This window comes from Andreprevotia lacus DSM 23236 (assembly GCF_900176275.1).
GTDB lineage: Bacteria > Pseudomonadota > Gammaproteobacteria > Burkholderiales > Chitinibacteraceae > Andreprevotia > Andreprevotia lacus.
The window spans coordinates 84,542-101,395 of record NZ_FWXD01000001.1; the positions used below are offsets into that span (position 1 = coordinate 84,542).

Genomic DNA, 16,854 nt, shown 5'->3' on the forward strand with positions numbered 1-16,854 from the left:
GCTTAGGGCTCTCCACTTTCTCCTGCCGAGCCCATGTCCGCCGAACCGACCGCATCCGCGCCTGCACCAGCCGCTGCTCCTGCTTCGTCCGAATCCAAGCTCAAGCGCATGGCGCTGCCACTTGCCATTGGCGGAGGCGTGCTGGGCGTCGTGTTGTTCCTTTGCATCGGCATCGGCATCGGCATGGCCAAGCGCCAGTTCGAGCGCAAGGGTTATGTCACGCAGATTGATAAACTCAAGGCTGCACTGGCCGAATCGGTGACCCAGCGTACCGAAGCCGAAGAGCGCGTGGAGAAGATGCGCGAGGAGCTCAAGGCCAAGCGCGATGAAATTCACGAGCTGGAGCTGAAGGTGGACGAGGCACAGCAAAATGCCGAGCGCGGTGGCAAGCACGAGGCTGCCCCCGCCCCCGCTGCGCATGGCGAGCAGGGCAGCACAGCAGCACCCGCAGCCGGCAATGCTGAGGCGGGTGGCACGGCCAAATTCGCCAAGAAGGGCGACTGCGTGTTGAGCACCGGCCAGAAGGGTGCAGACTGGAAAGATTGTCTCGGGGTGTCCAAGCCACCAGTGGAAGGCAAGGGCGAAGCGGCCAAGGGTGCCACCAAGGCGCCGGCTGAAAAGCCGGCCGAGAAGCCGGTTGAAAAGGCGCACGGCGAGCACTGACCCGCCGCTGGCGCCAGCCAACAAAAAACCCCGATCATGTTCGGGGTTTTTTGTTGGGTCGCCAGCCAAATGGCTGGCTGGCCGATTACAGCACCTTGGCGATCGACGCAGCGACGTAGCCGATGTTCTTGCTGTTGAGCGCAGCCAGGCAGATACGGCCGGTCGACACGGCGTAGATGCCGAAGTCGTTCTTCAGTGTTTCCACTTGCGCAGCGGTCAGGCCGGTGTAGGAGAACATGCCGCGCTGGGCGATCACGAAGCTGAAGTCCTGCGTCACGCCTTCAGCCTTGATGGCTTCGACGAGGCCGGTGCGCATGGCGCGGATGCGGTCACGCATGCCGGCCAGCTCGTCTTCCCACTGCTGACGCAGTTCCGGGCTGGACAGCACGGCAGCGACCACCGCGCCACCGTGGATCGGCGGGTTGGAGTAGTTGGTGCGGATCACGCGCTTGAGCTGGCTCAGCACGCGGGTCGATTCGTCCTTGTTGGCGGTGACGATGGACAGTGCACCCACGCGTTCGCCATACAGCGAGAAGCTCTTGGAGAACGAGCTGGAGACGAAGAACTGCAGGCCCGAGGCCGAGAACAGGCGCACGGCTACCGCATCCGGCTCGATGCCGTCGGCAAAGCCCTGATAAGCCATGTCGAGGAACGGCACCAGACCGCGCTCGCGGCAGGCTTCGACCACTTCGGCCCATTGCGCATCGGACAGGTCGGCGCCGGTCGGGTTGTGGCAGCAGGCGTGCAGTACGATGACCGAGCCCGGTGCATACGACAGCAGCGCAGCCTTCATGGCTGCGAAGTTCACGCCACGGGTGCCGGCGTCGTAGTACGGATAGTTTTCAACGGTGAAGCCGGCCGATTCGAACAGCGCACGGTGGTTTTCCCAGCTCGGGTCGCTGATGTAGACCTTGGATTCCGCGTTCAGGCGCTTGAGGAAGTCCGCGCCGATTTTCAGTGCACCGGTGCCGCCCAGGGCTTCTGCCGTGATCACGCGGCCGGCCGCGGTCAGCTCGGAGCCGGCGCCGAACAGCAGGTTCTGTACAGCGGTGTTATAGGCACCCAGACCTTCGATCGGCTGGTAGCCGCGCGGCGGTTGTTGTTGCAGGCGGGCCTGTTCGGCAGCCTTGACTGCAGCCAGCAGCGGGATCTTGCCGTTGTCGTCGTAGTACACGCCCACGCCCAGATTCACCTTGGTTTCACGGGTATCGGCGTTGAAGGCTTCGTTCAGGCCCAGGATCGGGTCGCGCGGCGCCAGTTCGACGGCGGCAAAAATCGAGTTGCTCATGCTGCTGCTCTCCATGCGTGGCAATGCGGCCGTGCGATCCACGCAGCGGCCGGTCATCGGAAAATCGTAACCGCAGGATTCTAACATGGGCAACGGCGCACGCCGATAACAGCCGGCAGCAGCCGGCCAGACGGCCTATTGTGGTAAAGATGCTTGGGGTGCTGGTAATCCGTGAATAAGCAGAACAACGATCAGGACAGAGTGTTCCATGAGCCCGGCTGAAAAAAAACGTCTGGATGCACGTTATCCACTGCACATTCACATATCCACGCTCTTCGTTGCGCTCATTGCGGTCTTTGCGCTGGTCAACATTACTTATCAGTACCGACAAACCAGCCGCATGTTGCTGTCGGCCTCGGAGACCCTGTTTGCCCGAATCGGCGCGCATACGGTGCAAACCATACAGTCGCGCTACGAACCGACCAAGCTGGCGGTTGATTTGCTGGCTCATCAGCAGGTGATGTTTGCCGGGTCATTGCGCGAACGTTTGCAGAGCCTGCCTTATTTTGTTGAGGCGTTGCGTGGTGATTTCGGCTTGTCATCGGTTTATGTCGGTTATGAGAGCGGCGATTTTTTCCTGGTGCGGCGCATTGATCGCTCTCCTCTGCTGATGCAGCGGTTTGATGCGCCGGCGGGCAGCGTGTTCATGGTGCAGAGCGTGGAGCGGCATGAGGGTGGCACCGAGGGGCGCTATCTGTTTTTCGACGACAAGCTGCAATTGATGCGTGACAGCCCTCAATCCGATTATCAGTTCGATCCGCGTGGCCGCCCCTGGTATCAGGAAGCAACACGGCGTGGGGCTTTGTATGTGACAGAGCCTTATCTGTTTTTCAGCAGCAAGGAGGTGGGGACCACTTTTGCCCGCCCGGCCGAAAACGGCGATGCTGTTGTCGCGGCAGACATCACGCTGGCCGAATTGAGCAACCTGCTATCCAGCCAGGAAGTGACGCCCAGCGCGGAGCTGGCCCTGGTCGGCGGCTCGAATGACGTCATTGCTTACAAGGACGCTGCGCGGCTGGTGCATCAGCAAAGTGACGGCGTGATCCAGCTGGCCAAGGTCAATGATCTGGCCATTCCGGCCCTGACCGCACTGGTGCAGCTGGACGGCCGGGCGCGCAATGGCGCCGAATTCACGGTGGGCGACCGGGAATGGCGTGGCTGGCTCGCCGCCATTCCGATGCCCGGCGGCAAGCCGGTGCACCTGGCAATTGCAGCCCCGCAGGATGAACTGCTCAACGACGCTCTGGTTCTGCGCAGTCGTTCCATGCTGATCACGGCGGTGCTGGTTGCTGCGTCGATGCTGATCGCACTGTGGCTGTCGCGCCTGGCTTCCAGCCCCATCCGGGCGCTGGTCGCCGAGGCGCGCGAAATCCAGGCGCTGCGCTTTGGCAGTCCGTTGCGGGTTCGTTCGCGCATTTTCGAGATCGATGAGCTGGCTCAGGCCATGGGCAAGATGAAGGCGACGATCCAGAACTTTCTGGATATCGGCAACGCGCTCGCCAGCGAGCGGCAGTTCGATTCGCTGCTTGCCCGCTTGTTGCAGGAAACCGCCGATATCGCGCAGGCCGAAGGTGGCGTCATCTACCTGCTGGAAACGGATGGCACGCTCAAGCCCGCGCAGGCGCTCTGGCATGATGAGGCGCTGGCGGATGAACTGCATCTGCCGCAATTGAGCGCAGACGATGTCGAGCATCCGGCGTGGCGCAGCTATCGTGAGGGGCGGGTGGACAATACCCTGCTGGATGCACTGGCGCTGGGTCTGCTGTTTGGTGGCATGGCGGAATTCGACTACCCGCTCAATGTACTGACCGTGCCGCTGAAGAACCAGCAGGACGAATGCATTGGCATGCTGCTGTTGTTGCAGGATGACCGGCGCCAGCGTGCCGACGAGGCGCTGGTCGCGCTGGTCGAGGCGGTATCGGGCACGGCGGCGGTGGCCATCGAGACGCAGCGCTTGATCATGGAACAGAAAATGCTGCTCGAATCGTTCATCCAGTTGATTGCCGGTGCCATCGATGCCAAGAGCCCGTATACCGGCGGCCATTGCCAGCGCGTGCCCGAGCTGACCAAGATGCTGGCACGCGCGGCCGAGCGGCAGGTAGAAGGCCCGTATGCCGATTTTAACCTCGGCCCGGATGAGTGGGAGGAGCTGCACATCGCCGCCTGGCTGCACGATTGCGGCAAGGTCACCACGCCGGAATACGTGGTGGACAAGGCCACCAAGCTGGAAACGCTGTACGACCGCATCCACGAGGTACGCATGCGCTTCGAAGTGCTCAAGCGCGATGCCGAAATCGATTACTGGCATGCCGTGGTGGCCGGCGGCGATCCGGCACGGCTCAAGAGCATGCTGGAGGAGGAGCTGCGGCAGCTGGATGAGGATTTTGCCTTCATTGCCGAGTGCAATGTCGGCGGCGAATTCATGGCGCCGGAAAAAATCAGTCGCTTGAAGGACATTGCCGCGCTGACTTGGCGGCGCACCTTGTCCGACCGCATCGGCATCTCGCACGAAGAAGCCGAACGCAAGGCGCAACAGCCCGAGCCGGAGCTGCCGGCCGTGGAGCCTTTGCTGGCTGATCGCATCGATCATGTCTTTGCGCGCGGCGCGCGCGACCAGCTGCCGCAGGGGCACGGCTTTGATATGAAAGTGCCCGAGCATCTGTACAACCGGGGCGAGATTTACAACCTGAGCGTGGCGCGCGGCACCCTGAGTGAGGAAGAACGTTACAAGATCAACGAGCACATCGTGCAGACCATCGTCATGCTCAACAAGCTGCCGTTCCCGCGCCACCTGCGGCGCGTGCCCGAAATCGCCGGCGGCCACCACGAGAAAATGGATGGCAGCGGCTATCCGAAACGGCTGACGCGGGACGAGATGAGCATTGCCGCCCGCATGATGGCGATTGCCGACATTTTCGAGGCGCTGACGGCCATCGACCGGCCGTACAAGAAGGGAAAGACCTTGTCCGAATCGCTGAAAATCATGGTGGGCATGGCCAAGGGGGCACACGTTGATCCGGACTTGTTCCGCCTTTTTGTGCAAGGACGGGTGTATCTGGAATACGCTGAACGATATATGCAGCCGCAACAACTGGATGAGGTGGACGAGGCCGCCCTGCTGGCCGAGTTGCCGACGGCTGCCTGACGCGCGGGCGGGAGATGGTCATGAACGACGAGCAGCAGATACATGATTTTCTGGCCCGCTGGCGCAGTGCGACGCTGGCCGGCGACGTGGATGCCTTGCGGGCCATGTGCGCCGAAGACGCGCTGTTCCTGCAACCCGGCCAGGCGCCGATGCGCGGTGCGGCTGCATTTGCCGATGCGTTCCGCATTGCCATTGCGCAGTTTTCCATCGACTACAGCGTGCAGGTCGAGGAGGTGCGCATCCTGGGTGACCATGCCAGCTGCTGGGCCACGCTCGTGGTTACCGCAACGCCGCGGGCCGGGGGTGATCCCAGGCAGCGCGCCGGCCACACGCTGACCCTGTTCGAGCGCCGTGACGGTCGCTGGCTGCTGAGCCGCGACGCCAACATGCTGGTGGCCGTACCGCAGGTTTGAGCGCCTTGGGTATCCGTTGGGCATTGCGGCGGGCCAACCTGCAGCCCGGACCCGCATGACACGGGCTACTGGCTGGTTTTAGGGGGCGGCGGCGTGCCTCCGCGTTGCCCCGTGCGCTCGCACTTGCCGCAGCTCACGGCAGCGGCACGTATTGCACATCGAATGGCACATGCAGCGGTACCGTCTGCTTGGCCAGCGTGCGCTGGATCAGCAGCCCGTATTTCGATTCGATGAAGGCAATCCTGTTGCCTACCATTGCGCCGGATGACGGGTCGTTCAGCCCTGCCACCAGCGTGGTCGTGCTGGCTTGGGTGCCGTTGATGCGCACGCTGCTGATCTGGCCACCATACGGGCCGTCGTTACCGAAGGCATTGCTTTCGAACACCACCAGCCGCTTGGGGCCGGCGCTGCGGATGGCATCGGCATTCTTCAAAGCACGGTCGACGGCGATTTTGTCCAGCGGGCCGGGCTGGCCATCAGCCTTGATGCTCAGCCGCCACAGCGCTGCTTCGGCTGTGACGGCGCTGAAGTAAAGCGTGCGGTCGTCTTCCAGCGTGATGCCGTTCAGGTAAAAGCCCTCCTTGCCGGCGGGATAGGCTGCGTCGTGCCACCAGATGGTCAATTCATCGGCACCCTTACCCAAGCGCAGGATGCGCGGGTTTTTCGAGTCGCTCACATACAGGTTGCCGGCGCTGTCCTGGGCCAGGTCGTTGCAGTAGCCGTTGTCCGGCAAGGGGTAGCTCGCCAGCGGCTTGCCGCTGGCAAGGTCGTAGCGCTTGAGCGCACTGGGTGTCTGCGGCACGGTGGTAAACCCCATATTGCCCGAGCACACCCACAGGCTGTGGCCGGTTTCGTCGACCAGCACGCCTTGCGCATTGGCCAGACCGTTGCTGCCGGGCGGGACCAGGATTTCCGGTGTATCGCTGCCGGGGCGCAGGCGGGCAACGGCACCCTGGCGCCAGCTGCCGACATAGAGCGTGCCATCGCTGGCTGCGGCGACGCTTTCCGGATACCAGTCCTCCGGCAAGGGCAGCGGCGCAGCGGCCAGCAGCGGCCGTGCCGACAGCAGGGTCAGCAAGGTGAAAACAACAGAAGGGATACGCATGACAGTGCTCCACAAGCAAGGAGCCACCAGTTTCTTTTCATCACCCTGCTTTGATAAAGTGGCACTGGCTTGAAAGAATCGGAAGCAAGGGTTTTGAATGGATAAATTAACCAGCATGGCCGTGTTCGTGCAGGTGGCCGAGAAGGGCAGCTTTGCCGCCGTGGCCGATGGTTTTGGCCTGTCCACCACCATGATTGCCAATCATGTGCGTGCACTGGAGAGCGAGCTGGGCGCAAAGCTCATCGTGCGTACCACGCGCCGCCATCATCTGACCGAGGTGGGCCAGCTGTATCTGGCGCGCTGCCGCGATGTGCTGGCCAGCGTGGCGATGGCGGATCGCGTCGGCGATACGCTGCGGGCCGAGCCGCAGGGCACGGTGCGCATGACCGCGCCGGTGACCTATGGCGCGCACAAGCTGGTGCCGGTGCTGGGCGCGTATATGGCGCGCCATCCGCAGGTGAAGGTGGAGCTGGTGCTGAGTGATCAGGTGGCCGATCTGGTCGAGCAGGGCTTCGAGCTGGCGATACGCTCGGGCGAGATTGATGCCGGCCCGCTGGTGGCGCGTGCGCTGCACCAGTCCACCATGCTGGCCGTTGCCAGCCCGGCCTATCTGCAACGGCACGGCACGCCACAACACCCCGCCGAACTGGTGGAGCATGATTGCCTCGGCTTCATGGCCTGGGGGCGCGAGCCGGTATGGCGTTTCAGCCGTGGCGAGGAGACGGCCCACATCCCGGTGCAGGGGCGCATGCGCACCAACAACGGCCAGGCGCTGCGTGCGGCGGCACTGGCCGGCATGGGCATCGTCGTGCAGGCCGACGTGCTGCTGGAGGACGATATTGCCAGCGGGCGGCTAGTGCACCTGTTGCCCGACTGGGCCTTGCCCGCGCGCACCATCTACCTGCTGCGCACGCGCGATCTGCAGCCCACGCCCAAGTTGCGCAGCCTGATCGACTTCCTGGTGGTGCATCTGGGCGGGCGGCCTGCGGTGGCTGGCGATGATTTTGTCGACTAATCTTGGGTGGTGCGCCGACTGTGCGCCTTTTATGGAGTTGGTATGCCCCTGGTGATTTTTCTATGCCTGCTGCTGGTCGTGTTCCTCTACCTGGTCTCGATCTACAACAATCTGGTATCGCTCAAGCATGGCGTGAGCCGTGCGTGGGCCAACATCGACGTGCTGCTCAAGCAGCGGCATGACGAGTTGCTCAAGCTGGTCGAGGTCTGCCGGCATTACATGCAGTTCGAGGCATCCACGCTTGATGCCGTCATGCAGGCGCGTGCCGGTGTGGCGCGGGCGCGTGAAACCGGCAATATCGCCGCGCTGGGGCTGGCCGAAGGCGAGCTGCGCGCCGGCCTGAGCGCGCTGTATGCCACCGTGGAGGCTTATCCACAGCTGCGCAGCAGCGATCAGTTCACCCATCTGGCAGCCCGCATCACCGAGCTGGAAACCAGCATTGCCGACCGGCGCGAGGTCTACAACGACGCAGTCAACGCCAACAACGTGCGCATCGACCAGTTTCCCAACATCGTGATTGCGCGGCAATGCGGCTTTCGTGCCGCGCTGTTGCTGCAATTCGCTGCACCGGAAAAGAGCGACATCAATCTGGACAAGGCTTTCAAATCTTGAGCCGGGTTGTCCTGCTGGCGCACGGGTCTAGCGTGCCATGCAGATGAACCGTAACAGGCTCACCGAGGTTGGCGCGGTCTTTCTGGCGCAGGCGGTCTTGCTGCTGCTGGGCTTGCTGACGACCTATCTGCCATGGCGGCTTGCCATGATGGCACTTGCGGCATTGCTGAGCATCCTGGCCTGGCAGCGCTACCTTGGCCGGCGGCGTGCACTGGAAAATACGCCGGAATCCCCGATTGCCTCCACCGCACAGGGGCTGGCCGTGCTTGCCGGGCGTGCCCGCGTGCACGGCGAATTGCAGCGCACGCCCAGCGGCGTGGACTGCGTGTGGTTCCGCTGCGTGCATGCCCGGGCGATGGGCAAGGATGTCTACAATCGCCGGCAATGGCGCATCGTGCGCCGCTGGCAAACCACCGAACCCTTCCTGATCGCCGACGAACGCGGTGCATGCCTGATCGACCCCGCGCAGGCCGAATTCGATCTGCCCGAGCCGGAGCAGCACATACGCGGTGATGACTGTTTTCTGGAATGGGCCATCATGGAGCGCACCGCGCTGCACGCGTTCGGCCGGTTCAGCAGCGAGCTGCCGGATCGTCACTCGCCGCAGGCGGTGCGTGCCGCCGTTTCCGAGCGACTGAGCGACTGGAAGTCGGATCGGGTAGACCTGCTGCGGCGCTTTGACGCCGACGGCAATGGCGAGATCGATGTGCAGGAGTGGGAGCAGGCGCGGACCGCTGCCGCGCGCGAGGTAGAGACCGAGCGTATCCGCGCCGCCGCCGCCGAGGCCACGCATACACTGGGCAAGCCGGCGGGTTTGCCGTTGATCGTCAGCACGCGCGAGCTGGCCTTGCTCGGGCAGCGCTATCGGCGGATTGCAAGATGGTTCCTGCTCAGTACCTTTGCCATCCTGCTTGGCATGTGGTGGTTTTACCATGATGCGGCACGCCAGCATCATCGCCGCCCCGTGGTGCATCAGTCGGCGCAGGTGCACGATGTGAGCGTGCCGAGGCTGGCATGAACGCGCGTGCCCGATTCGGTCAGGATATGACCGGGCCAGGCCGCTGTTTCGTCTACAACCGCCGGGGAGCACCCGGTTTGGCCGGATACCTGATGCCGATTGCCCACAGATAATTGGCAGGGTGGGCATAGCAGGCGCGGCGCAGTGCCGTAAAATAGGGGCCTTGTTCTCTGTATGCCGGTTGTCATGAAAATCGCTCTTGCCCAGCTCAATCCCAAAGTCGGTGACCTTGCCGGTAATTTCGACCTGATCCTTGCCGCCATTGCCGATGCCCGCGCACAGGGTGCCGACATCATCGTGACGCCCGAGCTGGCACTGTCCGGCTATCCGCCGGAAGACCTGCTGCTGCGGCCGAGCTTTCTCAAGCAATGCCAGCGGCTGATCGGCCGCATCATCGACGAGGTGGATGACATCACCGTGGTAATCGGTCACCCGCATGCAGCCGGTGGCGAGCGCTTCAATGCCGCCAGCGTGATCCGTGACGGCAAGGTGCTGGGTCGCTACGAAAAGATGCTGCTGCCCAATGACGAAGTGTTCGACGAGGTACGCTACTTCACCCCCGGCTATGCGCCGCTGGTATTCGAGCAGCAAACGCCCGATGGCGTAGTCAACGTCGGCGTAGTGATCTGCGAGGATATCTGGGACATCGAGCCTGCCTCTGCCGCGCGCGACGAAGGCGCCGAATTGCTGTTGGTGCTTAATGCCTCGCCGTATCACAAGGCCAAGCAACAGATGCGCCGCGACCAGGTGGTGGCCAACCGCGTGGATGAAACCGGCATCCCGATTGCCTATGTGAACATGGTGGGCGGGCAGGACGAGCTGGTGTTCGACGGCCACTCATTTGCGCTCAACAAGGCAGCCGATCTGGTGGCGCAAGCCCCGGCCTTTGTGCCCGCCACCCTGCTGGTGGATTACCGCGATGGTGATTTGCAGTTTGGCGACGTGGCGGCCGATCTCGACGAGGTGGCCAGCGTTTACCAGGCGCTGGTGCTGGGGGTAAAGGACTATATCGGCAAGAACGGCTTCCCCGGTGTGCTACTGGGTTTGTCGGGCGGGATTGATTCCGCGCTCACCTTGGCGATTGCCGTCGATGCGCTGGGTGCCGACAAGGTGCACGCGGTGATGATGCCGTCGCGCTATACCGCTGATATTTCGGTGACCGATTCGCGCGAAATGATCGAATTGCTGGGTTGCCAGTATTCCGAAATCGAAATCTGGCCGATGTACGAAGCCTTCATGGCGGGCCTGGCGCCGCACTTCGCCGGCCTGCCCATGGATGCCAGTGAGGAAAACCTGCAGAGCCGCATCCGTGGCACCTTGCTGATGGCGCTGTCCAACAAGAGCGGGCGCCTTGTGTTGACCACCGGCAACAAGAGCGAAATGACCACCGGCTATGCCACGCTGTATGGCGACATGGCGGGCGGTTTTGCCGTGCTCAAGGATGTGGCCAAGACGCTGGTGTACAAGCTGTCCAACTGGCGCAATACGCAGGGCCGCGTGATTCCCGAGCGCATCATCACCCGTCCGCCCAGCGCCGAGCTGCGCCCGGACCAGAAGGATCAGGATTCGCTGCCCGAATACGACATTCTGGACGCCATCCTGGCGCTGTATGTCGAGGAAAACCTCAGCCGTGACGAGATCAAGGCGCGCGGCTATGCCGGCGATGACGTTGACAAGGTGGTGCGCCTGCTGCGCATCAATGAATACAAGCGCCGCCAGGCGCCGGTGGGGCCGCGCGTGACCAGCCGTGCTTTCGGCAAGGACTGGCGCATGCCGATCACCAATGGCTATCGCGACTGAGCGTCTACGCGGGTTCTCGGGGCGCGATCCAGCCGCGGGCGGTATCAGGAGGCCGGCATGGCCGGGTTTTCGCTGTTCATGGTGTTCGCAACCGCGACGTGTTCCGCTACCGCTCTCGCCGCCGCGCGCTAGTGGCGCCGCTTGGGCTGGCACAGCAAAACGGCAGCTTGCGCTGCCGTTTGTTCATTCAGGAGTGGGAAAAACCGCTCAGGCTGCCTGGGCGGCGCTCAGCCGTTCAACAAAGCCGGCCGGCGGCGGCAGGCGTTCCAGCACCCATTGAATGGCGCGCACCAGCTCCTCGTGGCGGTAATCGACGCTGTAGCAGTGCATACAGGCACCGTGCAGCAGGCAGCGCAGGGCCAGCAAGTCCGGGTCGATGGGCGTATCCGGCGTCATGCCGAACAGGCGTTCGATCGAGCTGTTCATGATGGGGTTGATGCGTTCCGCCAGTTTGGCGTCGCCGCGTGCAGCCATCCATACCTCGAGGATGGCGACGGTTTCCGGCTGGATCGAGGCTTCGAGCAGGCCGAACAGCATCAGGTAGACGCGTTCGCGCGGGTTTTGCGGCTGTGCAGCTTCGATCTTTTCGCTTTGCTTGGCGATGAGTTTTTCCAGCAACACTGGCAGCAGGTCGTAGCGCCCGTTCGGGTAGTGGTGGCGCAGTGCACCACGGGTCAGGTTGGCCAGATCGCAGATGCGGGCCTCGCTGACAGCGGCATAACCTTGCTCGGCCAGCAGACGTTCGGTCGCGGCCAGCAGTTGTTGTTGGGTCTGGGTTGAGCGTTGGAGTTGGGTAGCCATGTGTGAATTCTACCTTGCCCGGTTAGGGATATCACCAATATCCGTGTACAAAATTTGTAATTGCTTATGGATTACCTATTTCATTAAAAAGACATATTTGTTTGTTTTCATGGCGGCTCTTTTTTGGAGCCTGAACCATGAAATTCAATCGCATCGCCGTTGCCTTGCTGGCAGTGGGTGCTGCCTCGCCGGCATTTGCCCTCAACATCCTGCTGACCAATGACGATGGCTTTGCCGCGCCGAACATTCGTGCGCTGTATGCCAAACTCAAGGCGGCCGGTCATGATGTGATCGTCTCCGCGCCGTGCCAGAACCAGAGCGGCAAGGGTGCTTCGCTCAATTTCCTCACGCCGCTTACCCCGCTGACCAAGGATTGCCGTGGTGGTGCCGTCAAGGCCGGCGCGCCGGGCGTCGGCATTGATCCCAGCATTGCCGACATCAACTATGTCGATGGCACGCCGGTCATGGCCACCATGTACGGCCTGGATGTGCTGGCGCCGGCCCGCTGGGGCAAGGCGCCCGATGTGGTGATTTCCGGCCCCAATGAGGGCCAGAACCTCGGCGCCATCGTCAATACCTCGGGCACCGTCAGCAATGCCGTCTTTGCGGCCAATCGAGGGCTGCCGTCGATTGCCATCAGTGCCGATACCAACACTACCGACAATGCCGTGCTGGCCGACGAAGTCGCCATGCTGTCGCTCAAGCTGCTGGCCGCGCTGCAAGCCAAAGCCGGCACCGGGCCGCTGCTGCCGGCCGGCGTGGCGCTCAATGTCAATTTCCCGACCTTTACCAGCGGTGGTTCCGCCAAGCTACCGTGGGTGTTTGCCCGCTTTGGGACTTTCTCCACCACCACTCCCAAATTCGTTGCCGATCTGTCCAAGGACCCGATTGCCAGTGGCTACGGCGTGAAAGTGCCGTACCCCGGTGTAACGTTTGCCATCGGTGGTACGCCGACAGGTGCCGAGGCCGACAATGAGGCTGCGCTGAATGCCAAGGGCAATGTCACGGTGACGGCAATGCAGGTCGGCTTTGAGGCCCGCCCGCAATCGCAGCAGTGGTTGCGCCTGCGCCTGCGCGATCTGCTGGCCAAGTAAGGGGGAAGGGCATGAAACGCATTTTCCTGATTCCGCCCCTGCTGCTCGGCAGCCTGCTCGCGGCCTGCGGTGGCAGCAGCGACAGCGGCAGCTCCGTTGCGCCCACGCTACAACCCAGCGTGCAGGTGCAGGCATTGCCTGCCGGCAGCTACAACGTGGCGCTGGGTAGCGACAGCAAGCCTGCGGTGGGCCAATACCTTGCAGCTGCCGATGGCAGCCGCCTGCTGGTGGTCAATGATGACAACGAGCTGGCGCAAACCCTCTACAAGCAGGCGGCCGGCGGTGCGTGGCAGTCGGTGCCGGCGGCCAGTGCGCCGGTGAGCATCACCTTGTTGCGCAGCGATGCCACCAGCCCGGCCACGGTCGATCTGGCCCGGCTGGCTGGGCGCTATGTGGCGCAGGTACAGGGTGGCGGTACGGCGGTGTTCACGCTGGCGGCTGATGGCAGCCTGTCGGCAGCGGGCGGCAGCTGCCAGTTGTCGGGCAAAACCGGCGTGGCAGCGTTGCCCGGCAGTGTTGCGGTCAATCTGGTGTTGTCGGGGTGCGGCAGCCTGCCGGCTGCGGTCAACGGTGTATTGCTGGTTGATGCCGCGTATGCGCCGGCGCGTTTCCGCCTGCTGGCGGATGACGGCAAGCAGGTGGTCGATCTCTGGGCGTACGCCGAGTAAGCACGCCCGTCACGCCGGCCCGCCTGCCTCCGGGCGGCTTGCCGGTGTGAAAAAACGGTTGCCGACGGCCCCCTTGCCGGGGTGTCGTCGTGCGACAACCCCCGATGCATCATCCATTGATGTAGATGACAAGCCCGGTTTGTCACCACCCGGTAACGCATGGTGCCTAGACTGCCGGGTTTGTTGCCCGCACAACTTTCATCATGCCCGAATTGCCCGAGTTGACCAGCCTTCGCCGTGACATCGAGCTGCTGCTGCAGGAAGCCCGCCTGTCCGCATTGTTTCAGCCGATCGCGTCACTCAATGACGGTGAAATCTATGGCTATGAAGGCTTGATCCGTGGCCCATCTGACGGGTATCTGCATTCCCCGATCAATCTCTTTCGCAGTGCCGATGCCGTGGGCTTGCTGCAGTCGGTCGACTTGGCCTGCCGCAAGGCCATCATTGCTGCCTTTGTTGCCGAGCGCCTGCAGGGCCGGCTGTTCCTCAATGTCAGCCCGGCCTGCCTGACCGCGCCGGATTTCCGTCCCGGCGCCACGCTGGACATGCTGCGTGCCGTTGGCCTGCCGCCGCAGCGCGTCGTGATCGAGTTGACGGAAACGCACTCGACCCATGACTACGCGCTGCTCAAGGACGCCTTGCTGCACTATCGCAATATGGGTTTCCAGATCGCCATCGACGATCTGGGCGAGGGTTTTTCCACCCTGCGGCTGTGGTCCGAATTGCAGCCGGACTTCGTCAAGATCGACAAGTATTTCGTGCAGGGGCTGGCGAGCGATGTGCAAAAACGCCAGTTCGTGCGCTCCATCCAGCATATTGCGCTCAATACCGCCACCAAGGTGATCGCCGAAGGCATAGAAACCCAGCCCGAGCTGGATGTGGTGCGCCGCATCGGCATCGGCTTTGGTCAGGGTTATCACATCGCGCGTCCGCAACAGCACCCGGTGCGTTTCCTCGCGCTGGAGCTGTCCGAGCCGGAGTCGCCGCGCGGCAGCGATGAGCGCCACGCGCGCAGTGCGGGCAGCTTGCTGGTCGAGGTGCCGACGGTTGCTCCGACCGAGCGCAGCGAAGCCGTCTGCCAGTTGTTTACCGGCTCGCCGCAGTTGTATGCGCTGCCGGTGGTCGAGGGTGACCGGCCAGTGGGCTTGCTCAAGCGCAACGAGGTGCTGGAGTTCTTTGCCCGGCCGTTCACGCACGAGCTGTATGGCAACCGGCCCTGCCGCGGCCTGATGGATGCCTCGCCGCTGATCGTCGAAACCTCGATGAGCCTGCAGGAATTGTCGCTGCTCGTCAGTGCGGCCGAACGACGTTATCTGGCCGACGGCTTCATCGTCACCGAGCATGGCCGCTATCTGGGCATGGGTACCGGCCACGACCTGATGCGCGCGCTGACCGAGTTGCAGATGCGCGCGGCACGTTATGCCAACCCGCTCACCCTGTTGCCGGGGAACGTGCCCATTCAGGAAGAAATCGACGGCCTGCTGGCGGATGCAGAGCCGTTTGCCGTTGCCTACTTCGATCTGGACCACTTCAAGCCCTACAACGACGTCTATGGCTATGCGCGCGGCGACAGCCTGATCCAGCTTACCGGCTCGCTGTTGCTGGAAATGGCAGACCCCCAGCATGACTTTGTCGGCCACATCGGCGGCGATGACTTCGTGGTGATCTTCCGCACCCCCGGTGCAGAGCAGCGTTGCCGGGACATGCTGGAAGGCTTCGAGCACCAGAAGCTTGAGCATTTCGAGGCGGCGCATCGGCTCAGCGGGGGCTATGCCTCGCCGGACCGGCGTGGCGAACTGCAATGGCACAGCCTGGTGACGCTGTCGGTGGGCATCGTCGAGGTGCAGCCCGGCCGTTATCTATCCCATCACGAGGTGGCTGCTGCTGCGGCTGCGGCCAAGCGCTGTGCCAAGCGGCAGAGCGGGTCCAGCGTGTTTGTCGAGCGCCGCGCCGATGCTGCCGACATCGAGCCGCCGCAGGCGCTGTTGACGGTGGGGTAAGCTCAGGAGGGCTGTTGCAGCTTGTCCAGCGGCCAGCCCAGCCCCATCTCGCGATTGGCCAGCTCCAGCAGGGGCAGCAGGTTCTTCATCAGCGCCGGCAGATGTGGCTTCACGTCGTCATCCAGCCCCTTGTGCAGCATCACCATGGCCTCGGCCAGTAGCGGGCTGCTGCGGCGCTCCGGCTGATCGGGGATCAGCAGGCGGTTGTTGCCGGCTGCGGCGTACAGGCGTTCAGTGGCCGCGGCAAACAGGCCAGCTGCGCTGGTTTGCTGGTCGTGGATCGAGTTGGCTGCAGCGATGCTGGCGGTGACCTGTACCAGCTCGTCGCGGAAGTGTACGCGTGCGCCGGCAATCGCCAGCCGCAAGCGCTCACCCAGTATCCTGGCTTCGTTCAGCGTGGTGCCGGGAGATACCACGGCGAACTGCGGCCCTTCCACGTGCGCCAGCGTGTCTTCGCGGCGCAGCTTGGCGCCCAGATGCTTGGCCATCAGGCCCAGCATCTGTTCCGCAAGGCGTGTGCCCAGCTTGTCCTGCAGATGGCCGAAATGGTCGATCTCGATCAAGAGTAGCGTGACTTCGCTGTGGTGGCGGTGGGCAAAGGCCAGCGATTGCTCGGTCTGCAGCATCAGCAGGTGGTGCGTGCCGGCGCCGGTGTGGTCGGTGGTCGCGGTTTCTGCCTGCTGGGTACGCGCGGTTTCCAGCTCTTTCTGCGTTTGCGCATGACGGATGTTGGCTGCCACGCGCGCCAGCATTTCCGAGCGATCGGTGGATTTGGTGATGAAGTCGTTGGCGCCGCATTCAACGCAGCGGCGCTTGGTTTCTTCGTCTTCCTCGCCCGAAATGATGATGATGGGCAGCTGCATCAGCCGGCCATCGCCGCTGCCACGAATGCGGGCCAGCAGGCCCATGCCGTCCAGCTCGGGCATGGTCAGGTCGGACACCAGCAGTTGCACGTTGTATTCGGTTTGCAGGCGGCGCCAGCCAGCCTCGCCATCGGCTTCTTCGAGCACGTTGTAATGCTCGGACAGGTGCTTTCTGACGGTGGCGCGCACGATGCGGGAATCGTCGACGATGAGCACGGTGGGTAGCGGGGCGAGTTCTGTGGCTTCTTGCGTCATGGCAAAGGCTCTTGATCGTATGCTTCGCCAATCTAGCACAGTGGACCGGCTTTGGCGTGACAGGCGTTCCCCGGATGGTCGGCGGCGGCAAGCCGCTATCTACGTGATAAGCTG

Annotated in this window: 14 protein-coding genes; 10 read left to right on the forward strand and 4 right to left on the reverse strand. The window is 63.1% G+C overall.

Features of this window, described 5'->3' with window-relative positions; all coding sequences use genetic code 11:
• The first annotated feature begins 33 nt into the window (after positions 1–33).
• Positions 34–663: a hypothetical protein gene (locus B9A19_RS00530; protein WP_139798571.1), complete on the forward strand. Its 630-nt coding sequence runs from the start codon at positions 34–36 to the stop codon at positions 661–663.
• 85 nt (positions 664–748) lie between these two features.
• Here B9A19_RS00530 and B9A19_RS00535 read toward each other — a convergent pair whose 3' ends face one another.
• Positions 749–1,951, reverse strand: a complete 1,203-nt coding sequence (locus tag B9A19_RS00535; protein WP_084088823.1) for an amino acid aminotransferase — start codon at positions 1,949–1,951, stop codon at positions 749–751.
• A 208-nt stretch (positions 1,952–2,159) separates the two neighbouring features.
• Between B9A19_RS00535 and B9A19_RS00540 the strand changes: the two genes are divergently transcribed.
• Together B9A19_RS00540 and B9A19_RS00545 are read left to right on the forward strand one after the other, a co-directional pair.
• Positions 2,160–5,096, forward strand: a complete 2,937-nt coding sequence (locus B9A19_RS00540) for an HD domain-containing phosphohydrolase (protein ID WP_084088591.1) — start codon at positions 2,160–2,162, stop codon at positions 5,094–5,096.
• Between the two features lie 20 nt (positions 5,097–5,116).
• On the forward strand, positions 5,117–5,509 hold the full coding sequence (locus B9A19_RS00545; protein WP_176216718.1) for a YybH family protein: 393 nt from the start codon (positions 5,117–5,119) through the stop codon (positions 5,507–5,509).
• Positions 5,510–5,642: 133 nt separating this feature from the next.
• Here the strand turns inward: B9A19_RS00545 and B9A19_RS00550 are convergent, their stop codons facing one another.
• Positions 5,643–6,614, reverse strand: a complete 972-nt coding sequence (locus B9A19_RS00550; protein ID WP_084088593.1) for an SMP-30/gluconolactonase/LRE family protein — start codon at positions 6,612–6,614, stop codon at positions 5,643–5,645.
• Between the two features lie 97 nt (positions 6,615–6,711).
• Between B9A19_RS00550 and B9A19_RS00555 the strand changes: the two genes are divergently transcribed.
• The 4 genes from B9A19_RS00555 (at position 6,712) to B9A19_RS00570 (ending at position 11,059) form a co-directional block, all read left to right on the forward strand.
• Positions 6,712–7,629 carry a LysR family transcriptional regulator gene (locus tag B9A19_RS00555; RefSeq protein ID WP_084088594.1) on the forward strand — a complete coding sequence of 306 codons (918 nt, stop codon included), beginning with the start codon at positions 6,712–6,714 and terminating at the stop codon, positions 7,627–7,629.
• Positions 7,630–7,671: 42 nt separating this feature from the next.
• Positions 7,672–8,241 (forward strand): LemA family protein, encoded by a 570-nt coding sequence (locus B9A19_RS00560; RefSeq protein ID WP_084088595.1) that lies wholly within the window; start codon positions 7,672–7,674, stop codon positions 8,239–8,241.
• A gap of 43 nt (positions 8,242–8,284) precedes the next feature.
• Positions 8,285–9,259 (forward strand): EF-hand domain-containing protein, encoded by a 975-nt coding sequence (locus B9A19_RS00565; RefSeq protein WP_139798572.1) that lies wholly within the window; start codon positions 8,285–8,287, stop codon positions 9,257–9,259.
• A gap of 186 nt (positions 9,260–9,445) precedes the next feature.
• Entirely contained in the window at positions 9,446–11,059 is a 1,614-nt protein-coding gene (locus B9A19_RS00570) for an NAD+ synthase (protein WP_084088597.1), read from the forward strand.
• 207 nt (positions 11,060–11,266) lie between these two features.
• Here B9A19_RS00570 and B9A19_RS00575 read toward each other — a convergent pair whose 3' ends face one another.
• On the reverse strand, positions 11,267–11,860 hold the full coding sequence (locus tag B9A19_RS00575; RefSeq protein ID WP_084088598.1) for a TetR/AcrR family transcriptional regulator: 594 nt from the start codon (positions 11,858–11,860) through the stop codon (positions 11,267–11,269).
• Positions 11,861–11,997: 137 nt separating this feature from the next.
• On the opposite strand from B9A19_RS00575, the gene surE reads away from it, so the two are divergent.
• The 3 genes from surE (at position 11,998) to B9A19_RS00590 (ending at position 15,622) form a co-directional block, all read left to right on the forward strand.
• Positions 11,998–12,954 (forward strand): 5'/3'-nucleotidase SurE, encoded by a 957-nt coding sequence (gene surE, locus B9A19_RS00580; RefSeq protein WP_084088599.1) that lies wholly within the window; start codon positions 11,998–12,000, stop codon positions 12,952–12,954.
• An 11-nt stretch (positions 12,955–12,965) separates the two neighbouring features.
• Complete coding sequence (locus B9A19_RS00585) at positions 12,966–13,622, forward strand: hypothetical protein (protein WP_084088600.1); 657 nt, start codon at positions 12,966–12,968, stop codon at positions 13,620–13,622.
• A gap of 203 nt (positions 13,623–13,825) precedes the next feature.
• The gene (locus B9A19_RS00590) at positions 13,826–15,622 is read left to right on the forward strand and encodes a GGDEF domain-containing protein (protein ID WP_084088601.1); all 1,797 of its coding nucleotides are present in this window, start codon (positions 13,826–13,828) and stop codon (positions 15,620–15,622) included.
• Between the two features lie 2 nt (positions 15,623–15,624).
• Here the strand turns inward: B9A19_RS00590 and B9A19_RS00595 are convergent, their stop codons facing one another.
• Positions 15,625–16,740 (reverse strand): GGDEF domain-containing response regulator, encoded by a 1,116-nt coding sequence (locus tag B9A19_RS00595; RefSeq protein WP_084088602.1) that lies wholly within the window; start codon positions 16,738–16,740, stop codon positions 15,625–15,627.
• Positions 16,741–16,854 lie beyond the last annotated feature (114 nt).